A 13895-nucleotide genomic window follows, 5' to 3' on the forward strand; every position below is an offset into this window, starting at 1 on the left:
TATTCCTATATTCCTATATTCCTATATTCAGTAACATCAAAACACCCACTGTAAACTCATACCATTTTGTTTTAACCAATTAGATGATGTTTTGTAATCGGGGAAAAACGCCTCTACTCGCTGCCAAAAAGCTTTGCTATGATTTAAATACTTTAAATGGGCAAGCTCATGAACAATCACATAATCTATAGCGTGGTAAGGAGCACCTATAAGATGTAAATTAAAAGTGAGTTCTCGCTTGCTATTACAACTCCCCCACTTTCGTTTATAAACACCTATTTTTAAATCATTTGGCAACTCTTCACCCATTTGAGTACAGAAATACGCTAAACGCATTTCTATGTAAGCAATAAGCTGCTCTTTTAAATAAGTCTCTAATAGCTGTCGATACTTTTGATTAGTGTTTTTAACTCGAGGAGATATTGTAATAAGTAAGTGGTCATCATACGGGGTTACTTTGGAATCTTGGCCTGAGTCCAATTTCAAATAAATAGTTTCTGAAAAAACACTTATTTTTTTAGATTCAAAAGGGTACTGCTTAGTGTCATCAATTGACAATTGTTTTTTTAATTGTTCTGCAACCCACTCTTGTTTGTCAAATAACCAAGTATCAATGTGTTTTTTTGCGACAAAATGTGGCGCATACACAGTTACCTTTTGACTATGCACTTTTATTGCGACTGTTTTGCGTCTAGTACTCTTTTTTAGTTGATATTCAAACACGACTTAAACTCTAAATATAGCATCCGTTTATATAATCCATATTACCATCAATTTTAAACTCTTAGGCATACAGTCGCACCTAACTCCTAATCCACTTTATTATAATAAGCTATAGATTGAGCCGTCTGTTTTATTTGAATTGAAAGTTAAAATATTTTATTTACTTCAATAACAAAAAATAAATAAACTTGGTTAAAATTCGTCACTTTATAGCGCGATTAGAAATAACGGTTCATTTATTAGTAAATTAGATTAAACTTGTAAAATAAAGATTATATTTCGAGCCGTTATGCTATCAGCTTTCTTCATTACAGACCAAGATCCAAGTCTAATACTTAATGGGGTTTACGACCCTCTTCTAGTCTCAATGTCTGTATTAATAGCCATTTTTGCTGCTTTTTTTACTACTAAGCTCATTGATTTAGCAAAAGAGACTAAATTCCCTCGTTATCAACGTTTAGCAAATATAACTGCAGCAACTGTATTTTCTTCTGGTATTTGGAGTATGCACTTTATAGGTATGTTAGCTTTTTCGCTATGTACTAATATAAGCTACGATCCAACAATCACACTACTCTCTTTTCTTCCTGCTTTATTAGCATGTCAGTATGCGGTATCAATACTTGTAAATAGTGATGGAAACTTTAGAGTGCTCAGCATTTGCTCGATCTTACTAGGGGCTGGTATTGGTACAATGCATTACAGCGGTATGGCTGCAATGGAGCTTTCCCCAATGTTGCGCTATGACCCACTGACCTTTGGTCTTTCAATTTTAGTTGCCGTCGCTCTTTCGTTTATAGCGTTATATAGCCGCTTTAATCTTGAAAAATTTTTTCCAAAACTATCATACCTACAAAATAGAGCCATCAGCGCTATAATATTAGGCTTTGCTGTTGCTGCTATGCATTATATGGGCATGGCATCTACACGCTTTGTTGCAACATCTCCTCTTTTATATGACGACGCAAATGCTTCTGCTGGGCTCACTTTTGTAGCCATCGCGGTTGCAACTGCAACGATTGCCATTACAAGCGTAGTAGCGGTACTTAATGGCATGGTCAGATATAAAATGTTACTTGAAGAAAAGTCAGCCGACGAGTCTCGCTTAAACGCAATTTTAGGCACAGCCATTGATGGAATCGTAACGATTGATCACACCGGCATTATTTTGAGCTTTAACGAATCAGCCAGTAAAATTTTTGGCTGGCACGAAAATGAAGTACAAAATCATAATATTAAAATGCTAATGGATGATGCTATCGCGATGCATCACGATAGCTACCTTTCTAAAGCTAAAAATATTGATTTAGGTAAAGTAATCGGTGTTAACCGTGAAATTTTTGCAAAGCATAAAAATGGCCACTTATTCCCGATTCGTTTGGGGATTGGAGAAGTTAATCAGCCAGGGCAAAATCCTCTATACGTAGGCTTCATAACCGACTTATCAGAGCAACGAGCTTTACAAAAAAGCCTTGAAGAAAAAGAGCAAAAATACCGCTCTTTAATGGATAACATGCCAGGTGTGGCTTTTAGGTGTAAATTTGATGATAACTGGACCATGCTTTTTATCAGCCCGAGCATCAACGAGTTAACGGGTTATAACCCTAATGAATTTACTGAACATTGCATTGAATTTAACGATCTAGTTTTAAAATCAGACCAGCAACCTATTGTAGATGCCGTCACTAAAGCCGTAGAAGAAAAACGTCAGTATTCAATCGAATACAGAATTCGCCACAGAAGCGGTAAAATCTTATGGCTTTTAGATAAAGGCAGTATCGACTTTGACACCCAAGGCCAAGCAAAGTGGATTGATGGTGTTTTAGTTGATATTACAGAACGCAAAGAATATGAAGAAAAACTAGAGCAAGCTAAATTTAAAGCTGAAGAAGCTGCTTATGCAAAGCAATCTTTTATGGCTAATATGAGCCATGAAATACGCACCCCAATGAATTCTATAATAGGTTTTAGCGATCTATTAATGGACACTCCACTTGATCAAGAACAACAAAAACATTTAGTGACCGTAAATAATGCAGCGCGTTCATTACTTAGATTATTAAATGAAATTCTCGATTCCGCAAAACTAGAGCGCGGTAAGCTCACTATTGAGCCAATACACTTTAGTTTAAAGCCAGTAATAGACAGTATTATTTCTACTTTTTGGCTAGAAGCTAAAAAGAAAGATTTAGAACTTAAACTTCATATTAAAGAATCGGTAAGTGCTACTTATTACGGTGACCCAGATCGACTCAGGCAAGTACTTACTAATTTAATTGGTAATGCTATTAAGTTTACCGAAAAAGGCTCTGTTACCGTAACTGTTGCTATAACACAAAATCAGCATCTGTTTTTTGAAGTGCAAGATACCGGTATTGGTATTGCAAAAGATCGTATTCAAGCAGTGTTTCAACCTTTCGAACAAGCCGATGGTACTACTACTCGCCGTTTTGGTGGTACAGGTCTTGGTACTACCATAAGCAAACAACTTGTAGAGCTTATGGGCGGAACAATAAACTTAGTAAGTGAACTAGGTAAAGGCACCTGCTTTTACTTTTCATTGCCGCTTACTTTAGGTGACGAAACTAAAATAGATCATTTTGATGGTCTACACACACAACTGCCTGCACTTAGGGTGTTAGTAGTTGACGATATCGAGCAAAATACAGAACTACTTTCTTTACTCCTGTCACGCGATCAGCATGCAGTTACCAAGGCATCTAACGGACTTGAAGCGATTAAAGTATTTGAAGAACAAGACTTTGATGTCATTTTAATGGATATACATATGCCATTGTGTGATGGCATAGAGGCAACACAAAAAATAAGAGCAATAGAAAATCAAAGACAAATTAAATACACGCCAATTATCGCGCTCACAGCCAGTGTATTACAACAAGATAAGCTTACGGCTAAGAAAGCAGGCATGAATGGCTTTGCAAATAAACCCGTCGATATAAATCAGCTAAACCAAGAAATAGCACAAGTGCTTGGTCTTGGTATTGCAAAAGAAATTGTTATATCGCAAAGCGATCCTAAAGCGCAGCATATAGATTTTGAAAAAGGGTTAGCCCTTTGGGGTTCTAAGTGTAAACAACTTACAGAGATTACTAAATTTATTAGTGACAGTAATAAACGGTTCGAAACATTATTCAGTGATAAATTATCAAACATAAAAGATGTCGATAGTACCATTCACACACTTAAAGGTGTTGCTGGTAACTTAGGCCTAATAACATTAATGAAGTTATTAACCGATTTAGAGCAAAAACAAAGTGACGCTAAAGTTATTAGTACTTTAGACGATATAAAAAACGAGCTACTTGTCATCTCACAATTGCTATCATCTAATACTTGCGATAAGCCAAGTAGTAAGCCTGAAGATAATAGTTCTGACACGCTATCAATTGATGAAATTAAGTCACTGTGTAAGACGCTTTATCAAGATGCACAAAACGCAGAGCTAAATGATGAGCTATTAGCAAAGCTGCAACGCGGCGCACCTGCTAACTGTCAAGATGATGTTGATGCTATAGCCGAGGCCTTTGATGAATTTGATTTTGATAAAGCACACGTAATACTAGAAACCTTACTTGAAAAACTAACAAACAATGAGTATTAATTAATGGATTTTACAACAGATAGGCCACGAGTATTAATTGTTGACGATGAGCCTGCAAATCTAAAAGTAATGCGCGAAGTGTTAGGTAATCAATATCGTATGTCGTTTGCTAAATCGGGTGATGCCGCATTGGCACTACTTGAAAAAGAACTACCGAAGCTAATTTTGCTCGACATAATGATGCCAGGTATGAATGGGTTTGAAGTCTGCCAGCGGGTAAAAAACAATCCTAAAACGTCTCATATCCCCATTATTTTTGTGACAGCTTTGGGGGACGAAAATGATGAATTTAAAGGTTTTGAACTTGGTGCCGTAGATTATATTACTAAGCCAATAAGCCCTGCTATTGTAAGAGCTAGAGTTAAAACTCACTTATCGCTAGTGCAAGCTGAGCAATTAAAACAAGCACATGTAGATTTAGTACAACGCCTAGGCCGTGCTGCTGAATATAAAGATACTGACACTGGCGAACATATAGTGCGTATGAGCCAATACAGCAAAGTATTAGCATTAGCGCTAGGTATGGATGAGCAAAGTGCAGAGCTTTTACGTCAAGCCGCCCCAATGCACGATGTTGGGAAAATAGGTATCCCTGATGCTATCTTACTAAAGCCAGGCAAGTTAACTTCTGAAGAGTTTGAACATATGAAGAAACACGCCATAATTGGTGCACAAATATTAGCAAATTCTTCATCGCCATTACTACAACTCGCTCATAAACTTGCTATTGAACACCACGAAAAATGGGATGGTTCAGGCTATCCTAACGGGATCAAAGGCGAAGAAATATCAATTGAAGGTAGAATTGTTGCCGTTGCTGACGTTTTTGATGCTCTGACTTCAAAACGCCCTTATAAAGAGGCATGGAGTGTAGAGAAAACAGTTTTGCATATGCAAGAGCAAGCAGGAGCTCATTTTGATCCCGCTCTAATCGAACTATTTGTGAAAAAATTAGACGATATTCTTGCTATAAAAAATTCAAATCAAGAAAGCTAATTCTTTTTAGCGCTGTGAGAGCCAAGCTCAACATTTGGATAGTAAGACTTTATATAACGATAGTCATGTGACGTAATTTCATGGCTATTGCTACTCTCATCTTTAAAGTACATAGAAAACGTTACACCATGATCTGCTAAAACTACTTTTATATTTAAACCCTCAAGATGATTACGCCATTGAATAAATTGCTCCCCTGAGGCCAAAAATGCAATCCCTTTACTACGCCCCTCACCTTCAAAAAGTGCTAAACGAGTTGTTGAACTAGTATCTTCAAGTGTTAAAGGGCCGCGTCCGTCCTCATCCCAAAAGGCAAGCTCGGGTACTACACTAAAACCTAAAACACGCGCATACCACTTAACGGCATCAATCAAGTTATCAACATTTAAATGGCAATGATCAATCCCAGATAATTTAGGTATGCTTGTATTATTCACGTTACTCACCTATTTCTGACTTTAATTGCTCTAAAAAGTCATGCATATATCTTGTACGTCTATTCGCTTCTGCTTTAGCAGATGGCGTATTCATACTATCGGCAATATGTAATAACTTTATAAAAAAGTGATCAAGCGTGTATGTTTTATCATCAGCCTCGCGTTCAATACAAAAAGGGTCTTCTGGGTTATACAATAACCGAGAAATTGATCCGCCTACTTTCATGCATCGACTCACTCCAATAGCGCCCAATGCATCCATTCTGTCAGCATCTTGTACTATTTGCGCTTCAACTGTTTTAATTTTTATATTTGCGCTGAAACTATGAGCGGCAATGGCATGATGAATCTCATCAAAAAGTGACTCGTCATAATTAATAGATTTTAAAAATTCCAATGCCTTATCGGCTGCCATAGTAGAGGCTTTTGCACGATCAGGATGATTTTTAGCCACCGCCACACAGTCATGCATCCACGCTGCAGGTAATACAACTGACATGTTTGCCTGCTCCGCATTACATAGCTGTATTGCAACGCGCACCACGCGTTCTATATGAGTAATATCGTGAGCTACATCGGCATGCACTAAAGAGGCTATAAACTCTCTACATTGTGAATTAAGTATTTTTAAATCGGGGCTTAAAACGGCGTCAGGCACTATTAGGTTCCAAAAGCTAATGAATCGATAAATTATCCGTACTTTACCGTGCTTTATGCCCACCTTGCAAAACATTCATTGTATGTTGCTCCTTGCTTGACTAAAATACAGCGCTTATTTATTACTACTGAGAAGCCTTATGTCATCTGCCGTTTACCTACAAGCTGGTCGCGATAAATCATTAAAAAGAAAACACCCTTGGTTATTTTCAAAAGCCATCAAAAAAATTAAAGGTAAACCTGGATTAGGCGACACAGTAACGATTCACGATAGCGAAGGTAAGTTTTTAGCAACTGCTGCTTACAGCCCTCACTCACAAATTCGCGCACGTGTTTGGAGCTTTGACGAAAAAGAAGTAATCGATCAAAACTTTTTTGAACGCCGTTTACGTCGCTCATTAGAAGCACGTAGCCAAGTAATAGAAGAAGGCGGATTAACAGGGTTTCGATTATGTGCTGCGGAGTCTGATTACTTACCAGGCGTTACAATCGATAAGTTTGATAACGTGTTAGTGTGTCAGCTATTAAGTGCCGGTGCTGAGCGTCATAAAGGCGAGATTGTTGGCGCGTTGATGTCTATTTTTCCAGGTTCTAGCATATACGAGCGCTCAGACGTAGAAGTACGCACTAAAGAAGGCTTAGAGCCAATAAAAGGCGCTCTTTGGGGTAACGAACCAACACAGCCGGTACTTATTGAGGAAAACGGTTTTAAAATTGAAGTCGATATAATTGATGGACATAAAACGGGCTTTTATTTAGACCAGCGCGATAGCCGCGCCGCACTTGAGCGTTTTTCAAAGGGTAAAACGGTACTTAACTGTTTTAGTTATACAGGTACATTTTCGTTGTACGCCCTGCGTGGTGGATGTGAGCATGTAACTAACGTAGATGTATCTCAACCCGCTTTAGATACAGCAAAACGTAATGTTGAACATAATAACTTAGATTTAAATAAAGTAAGTTTTGTTAAGCAGGACGTATTTAAGTTACTACGCCAATACCGCGACGAAGGTAGACAGTTTGATACCATCGTAATGGACCCACCAAAGTTTGCTGATAATAAAGCGCAGCTAACCGGTGCGTGTCGTGGTTACAAAGATATCAACATGATTGCCATGCAAATACTAAAACCAGGTGGAACATTACTAACGTTCTCATGCTCTGGTTTAATGGAACAAAACTTATTTCAAAAAGTAGTAGCCGATGCAGCACTTGATGCAGGTAAAGACCTACTTATAATGGAGCGATTAAACCAGGCAGCTGATCACCCAATTGCTGGCAGCTACCCTGAAGGCTTTTATTTAAAAGGCTTAATCTGTAAGGTTTTTTAATATCTACTATTGAGTTTAACTGGATTCAAGTTAGTTAAACTGAATGATTTCAAGACCTGCTGTTACCGTGCCATCATCTTCTTTGCTGGCACGTATTACTTTTGCTGTTGCATTTAAAGGCGCAATACTTGGGTGAGTCGAATCAATGTTCACCGTCAGTAATGTATTAGGTTCAAGTAATTCATCTAAATGAATTGATAAACCTGTTGCACTTAAATCCACGCACTCTGCGGCAAAACTTAAACCCGCTATTGGTTCTATCGTTGTTAAATTTGCAGGTGTATTGATCTGCATGCGTCTAAAATTTCGCTTATCATCAGTAAACATACGTTACCTCTAAAAAACCGTGTTAATTTCTTCCAACAAAGCACCCACTGAAAATGGCTTTACAACATATGCGTTACAACCAGCGTCAAACCCTGCTTGTTTTTCAGATGGAGACTCTAGGCCCGATACCATAACAACAGGAATATTTTTTGTTTCAGGTGTGTGTTTTAGCATTCGGCATGTATCATAACCATCAAGACCAGGCATACAAACATCAAGCAAAATTATATCTGGCGGACTCGCAATTGCCGATGCAAGACAGCTTTGCCCTGAATCTGCATAACTAACATCAAATTTCGACGCGAGTGCTGCTTTGAGCATTTCAAAATTAAAATACTCGTCGTCTACCACTAAAAGTCGCTTTGTTTTATGTTCAATCGATGAGGACATAACTATGTCACTTCCTTTTCAAAACAAAAATAAATCCTCCTATTAAGGTACTAAGCTTAATAGAAAATGCAAGTTTTATTCTATCTCTTTTATCGCATTAAGTACTCGCTTAGCCGAAATTGGGTAAGGAGTTCCAAGCGTTTGAGCAAATAGCGACACTCTAAGCTCTTGTTGCATCCAAAAAATAGCGGTTACTTCTTGTGGAATAGGCAAGCCTTTAGGCGTTTTATTAACTACTTTTTTGTACTCTTGAGCAACTTTATCCAACTCTAGTACGCATAACCTATCACGATTTGGATCCACAGGCAGCTTCTCTAAACGTTTTTGAATCGCTTTTAAATAACGAATTAAATCCGTTATTTTATCTGCGCCATGCGCGCTCACAAAACCTTTAAATATAAGTGACTCGAGCTGTGATTTTATATCGCCATGCGCGGTTATCATCGTTAAATCAACGCGCCCTTTCATTTTTTTATGCAGTGCGTGCGCAATACTTAATACTTGCTCAACTTGCGTTGCAATCGATACAACGGCATCACCGAGCTCACCTCGTATTTGCTCTTTTACTGTTTCAAATGCTTTTTCATCGCGTATATCACCGTGTTTCACTAATAAGCTATCAACACCTGCGGCGATACAGTCATCAATTAAATCAGCTATTTTACCAAATGGGTTAAAGTACAAACCCAGCTTGGCCTTATTCGGTAAGTTTTGTTGTAAGTACTTAATTGGCGACGGCACATTTAACAGTACTAAACGGCGCAAACCTTGTTGATGCGCTTGCTGCGCTTTTGCTTCACTATCAAAAAGCTCCACTGCAGCGGCTGATTTTTTATCCACCAGCGCAGGGTATGCTTTTATTTCGTATTGACCTTGTTTTTTAACATATGACGCTGGCAGCTCACCAAAGTCCCATTGTGTTAGGTCTGATTTTTCAATGCCTTTATCGGCTACTTTAGACAGTGTTTCGGTTACTTCACCTTGCAGCTCTGCTTTAAGTTTGGCTAAATCAAGTCCACGAGCAAGTAACTTATCGTGTTCATCACGTACTTCAAACTGCAATCGTAAATGCGGTGCAAGCGCGGTTAAATCCCACGCCTCCATATCAACTCTCACACCTGTCATTCTTAATAAGCGCGTAGCTAAAGCATCAATTAGGCTACCTTGCATTGGCTCAATAGCTGCAAGTACTGCATCTGCGTAATTTGGTGCTGGCACAAAATTACGGCGAAGCGATTTAGGTAATGACTTTATAAGCCCACTTATTAGCTCATGTCTAAATGCAGGTATATGCCAGTCAAAACCACTCTCTTGTACTTGATTCAACAGTGCTACCGGTATTTGTACCGCAACGCCATCAACTGCTTGGCCTGGGTCAAAATGATAAGCAAGCGGCAGTATAATATTGTCTTGCTGCCATGTGTCAGGGTAGTCAAACTCAGTGATATTACTTGCACCATGCTGCATTAGCTCTTCACGAGTCATGTGTAGGTAATGCTTATTTTGTTGTTTTTGTGTTTTATACCATTTTAAAAATGCAGCGCGGTTATTAATTTCTTTGGGTATTTTTTTATCGTAAAACTCAAATAACATTTGCTCATCAACTAAAATATCACGACGACGCGACTTATTTTCCAGAACTTGAATATCTTCAATAAGCTCACTGTTAAATGCTAAAAAGCCCTCGTTTAAGCCCAGCTCTTGCTCAACTAATGCAGTGCGCACAAAAAGCTCTCGGCTCACTTTAGGGTCTATGTTACTATAAACACAGCGGCGTTTATTTACGACAAGTAAGCCGTACAAAGTTTGCTGCTCAAACGCGATTACCGCACCTGGTTTTTTCTCCCAGTGTGGCTCTGTATAGCTACGTTTTACTAAATGCTGCGCTAATGGTTCTACCCAGTTAATGTCTATTTTTGCATTTGTGCGGGCATATAATTTACTGGTTTCTACCAGCTCCGCTGACATGATCCATTTAGGGCTCTTTTTAAATAAACCTGAACCCGGAAAAATATGAAACTGACTATTACGTGCACCTTTGTATATTTGCTTCTCATCTTTAAAGCCAATATGGCTCAGCATTCCGCTTAATAACGCTTTATGAACAAGTTCGCCATCAGCCGCTTGGCTGGTTGCTTTCATGCCCATTTCGTTACACACAGTACTTATTTGATAAACAATATCTTGCCACTCACGCAGGCGCATATAGGCTAGGAAATCTTTTTGACACAGCTTTCTAAACTGGCCGTTAGTCAGCTCGCTTTGCTGCTCTTCTAAGTAATTCCATAAGTTCAAAAAAGCGATAAAGTCTGAATCTGGGTCGTCAAAGCGACCGTGTTTTTCATTGGCTGCAGCACGTTTTTCTTGCGGGCGTTCGCGTGGATCTTGAATCGACAACGCCGCCACAATAACAATCACTTCACGCAATGCGCCAAGTTTGTGAGCTGTGAGCACCATTTTAGCTAAACGAGGGTCTACCGGTAATCGGCTGAGTTCTCTACCTGAAGCGGTTAAACTCGTTTTACTATCACGTTTGTCTGGTTTTACTGCTTGTAGTTCTTCTAATAACGATAAACCATCACTTATATTACGGCTATCTGGCGCTTGCACAAACGGAAATTGCGCCATATCACCAAGCCCGAGTGCCAACATTTGCAAAATAACTGAGGCAAGATTAGTACGCAGTATTTCAGGGTCGGTAAACTCTGGGCGCGATAAAAAATCATCCTCAGAGTACAAGCGAATACAAATACCCGCTTCAACACGTCCACAACGACCCATACGCTGATTAGCACTTGCTTGCGATATAGGTTCTATTGGCAGGCGCTGAACTTTTGTACGATAACTGTAGCGGCTTATACGCGCAGTACCTGGATCTATTACATAACGAATACCAGGCACGGTTAGTGACGTTTCGGCTACGTTGGTCGATAAAATAATATGACGACGAGAATGTGGCGCAAATATACGGTTTTGCTCTGCGTTAGATAAGCGCGAGTAAAGTGGTAATACATCAGTGTGTTTTAAATTACGCTTGCTAAGTGCATCAGCGGTATCGCGTATTTCACGCTCACCGTTTAAAAATATCAGTATGTCGCCAGGACCTTCCGCGCACAGTTCGTCAACAGCATCAAAAATACCTTGTAGCTGATCGCCCTCGGCTTCCATATCTTCTTTATTAATATCGGCCGTTGGGTTGTAACGCACATCAACAGGGAAAGTACGACCCGATACTTCTATAATGGGCGCATCATCAAAATGCTTTGAAAAGCGCTCAGGATCGATGGTTGCAGACGTAATTATTATTTTTAAATCGGGACGTTTTGGAAGTAGGTTTTTTAAGTAACCTAAAATAAAGTCGATGTTTAAGCTACGCTCGTGCGCTTCATCTATAATTATGGTGTCGTATTGGTTTAAAAATCGATCTTGCTGAATTTCTGCCAGTAAAATACCATCAGTCATGAGTTTAACGTACGTATTATTAGAAACCTGATCGCTAAAACGAATTTTAAAACCGACTTGCTGACCAAGTTCGCACTTCATTTCTTCAGCAATACGGTTAGCCACCGTTCGCGCTGCTAATCGGCGTGGTTGAGTATGGCCTATTAAGCCATCAACACCACGGCCAAGCTCTAAACACATTTTAGGTATTTGAGTTGTTTTACCTGAGCCCGTCTCACCTGCAATAATAACCACTTGGTTATTTGCAATGGCGTCTTTAATTGTTTCCTTTTTTTGACTTACTGGCAATTGCTCAGGGTAAGTCACTTTAGGAAGGCCCGCTAAGCGTTTATCACGTAATTCTTGGCTACGGGTTATATCAGCCGCTATTTTTTCAAGCGCGTTGGCATGCTTGTTTTCATCCGTTATTTTTTTTACGCCATGTAAGCGTTTTTTGAAAATGAATTGATCTTTTTTCAAGCACGTTTTTAGCTCGCCAAACAACTGACCTAGGTTTACCACCCGCATACCTTATAAAATTAGTTAAAGAGCCATAATTGTATCAAATTAAACGGCCGGGGTTAATCCTACAAAATGCATAACACGGGGTTGTTTGTTATATAAACGCTGCGATTCACCTAAACTGCGAATAATAAATCTATCTCAAGCAGTTATTTTCAGCGCTAACTGCACTGAAAATAACTGGCTAGCAATAAATGAATTAAAATATCATTGTGGTTCAATATGTTAGTAAATCTCTTAACCAGAGTTGAGGTTAATTAAATTACTTTGGCTTATTCGTCGTTAAAAATGCCCACGTAGGTCGCTTGCGTATTCGATTTACTTGCCCGATACATGCCAGAGGTATTAAACGGCAAGCTAATATTCCCCTTAGTATCAATAATAATAACGCCACCAGTGCCACCAATTGGCTTAAGCACACCGTTTATAACTTCATCTCCAGCTTCAGCTATGGTTTTACCTTGATACTTAACACGCGCACATATATCGCTCGCTACGTTATAGCGAATAAAATATTCACCGTGCCCTGTTGCCGATACTGCGCACGATTCGTTTTCAGCAAATGTCCCAGCACCAATTACCGGCGCGTCACCTACACGGCCATAACGTTTTGCCGTCATACCACCTGTGGATGTACCTGCCGCTAAATTACCGTTTTTATCAAGCGCCACTGCGCCAACCGTGCCCATTTTGTAAGAGTTAGGCAATGCTTTGTGCGCGGCTTGGTACTCTTTACTGGTTGCTTTGGCTTTATCTAATTTTTGTTTTGCTTTTAAAAGCGCTTTGTAACGAGGCTCGGTATCAAATAAGTTATTTTCGACAAGTTCAACACCTTGCTCTTTAGCAAACTCCTCAGCGCCTTGCCCACTAAGCATTACGTGTACAGAGTTATCCATGACCAAACGCGCTAATTTAATCGGGCTCTCAATATGCTTTACACCCGCAACTGCACCTGCTTCACGGTTTCGACCATCCATTATGGATGCATCAAGCTCATGCCCGCCATCGTAAGTGTATACCGCTCCACGCCCTGCATTAAAATGAGGCGATTGCTCTAATACTGTAATTGCCGCAGTTACCGCATCTAAACTTTCACCGCCTTGGTGCAATACTTTATAACCTGTCTCTACGGCCTCTGTTAATTTAGCGCGGTACTGCTTTTCTTGAGCGGGTGTAAATCGTGCTTTTTCTATTGTCCCTGCCCCACCATGAATCGCAATGGCAAAAGGAGTCTCTGCAGCGAATACGCTATTACTTAAAGCAAAAAGGCTGCTCGCAAAAATTGCTAATAAGGGTGTTTTCATAATGAGTTCTTTTATGGGAAAGTTATAAACTAATGTGAATGGTTGCGGGCTTAATTTCAACTAAAGTGAGTTTAATGGCATAAAAAAAGCGCCTTAAGGCGCTTTTTAAAATTTTACGTGTTTGTAATACCAATTTTATTAAAAA

General features: G+C 39.3%; 10 protein-coding genes. 3 read left to right on the forward strand and 7 right to left on the reverse strand.

The features are described 5' to 3' along the window. Positions 1 to 36: 36 nt before the first annotated feature. Positions 37 to 723: a M48 family metallopeptidase gene (locus I6E70_RS18520; RefSeq protein ID WP_331458734.1), complete on the reverse strand. Its 687-nt coding sequence runs from the start codon at positions 721 to 723 to the stop codon at positions 37 to 39. 289 nt (positions 724 to 1012) lie between these two features. Here I6E70_RS18520 and I6E70_RS18525 point away from each other — a divergent pair, with 289 nt between their 5' ends. Next, positions 1013 to 4345 (forward strand): MHYT domain-containing protein, encoded by a 3333-nt coding sequence (locus tag I6E70_RS18525; RefSeq protein ID WP_197189361.1) that lies wholly within the window; start codon positions 1013 to 1015, stop codon positions 4343 to 4345. A gap of 3 nt (positions 4346 to 4348) precedes the next feature. Continuing rightward, positions 4349 to 5341: a response regulator gene (locus tag I6E70_RS18530; protein WP_197189362.1), complete on the forward strand. Its 993-nt coding sequence runs from the start codon at positions 4349 to 4351 to the stop codon at positions 5339 to 5341. On the opposite strand, the gene I6E70_RS18535 is transcribed toward I6E70_RS18530, so the two are convergent. Then, positions 5338 to 5778: a VOC family protein gene (locus tag I6E70_RS18535; RefSeq protein WP_197189363.1), complete on the reverse strand. Its 441-nt coding sequence runs from the start codon at positions 5776 to 5778 to the stop codon at positions 5338 to 5340. The two genes, I6E70_RS18530 and I6E70_RS18535, sit on opposite strands and share 4 nt — an antisense overlap. A gap of 1 nt (position 5779) precedes the next feature. After that, positions 5780 to 6511 carry an HD domain-containing protein gene (locus tag I6E70_RS18540; RefSeq protein ID WP_211185177.1) on the reverse strand — a complete coding sequence of 244 codons (732 nt, stop codon included), beginning with the start codon at positions 6509 to 6511 and terminating at the stop codon, positions 5780 to 5782. A 64-nt stretch (positions 6512 to 6575) separates the two neighbouring features. Between I6E70_RS18540 and I6E70_RS18545 the strand changes: the two genes are divergently transcribed. Next, complete coding sequence (locus I6E70_RS18545) at positions 6576 to 7766, forward strand: class I SAM-dependent methyltransferase (protein WP_007581068.1); 1191 nt, start codon at positions 6576 to 6578, stop codon at positions 7764 to 7766. Positions 7767 to 7796: 30 nt separating this feature from the next. Here I6E70_RS18545 and I6E70_RS18550 read toward each other — a convergent pair whose 3' ends face one another. From I6E70_RS18550 to I6E70_RS18565, 4 genes are all read right to left on the reverse strand, one after another. Further along, complete coding sequence (locus tag I6E70_RS18550; RefSeq protein WP_007581065.1) at positions 7797 to 8093, reverse strand: PilZ domain-containing protein; 297 nt, start codon at positions 8091 to 8093, stop codon at positions 7797 to 7799. Positions 8094 to 8102: 9 nt separating this feature from the next. Next, a complete protein-coding gene (locus I6E70_RS18555; RefSeq protein WP_007581064.1) occupies positions 8103 to 8483 on the reverse strand; it encodes a response regulator in 381 nt (126 codons plus the stop codon). Positions 8484 to 8558: 75 nt separating this feature from the next. Beyond that, positions 8559 to 12446, reverse strand: a complete 3888-nt coding sequence (gene hrpA / locus I6E70_RS18560) for an ATP-dependent RNA helicase HrpA (protein ID WP_197189364.1) — start codon at positions 12444 to 12446, stop codon at positions 8559 to 8561. 272 nt (positions 12447 to 12718) lie between these two features. Further along, positions 12719 to 13750, reverse strand: coding sequence for an isoaspartyl peptidase/L-asparaginase family protein (locus I6E70_RS18565; protein WP_197189365.1), 1032 nt, complete (start codon positions 13748 to 13750; stop codon positions 12719 to 12721). Between the last annotated feature and the right edge of the window lie 145 nt (positions 13751 to 13895).

The organism is Pseudoalteromonas sp. NGC95, from assembly GCF_015864705.1.
Taxonomy (GTDB): Bacteria; Pseudomonadota; Gammaproteobacteria; order Enterobacterales; family Alteromonadaceae; genus Pseudoalteromonas; species Pseudoalteromonas arctica.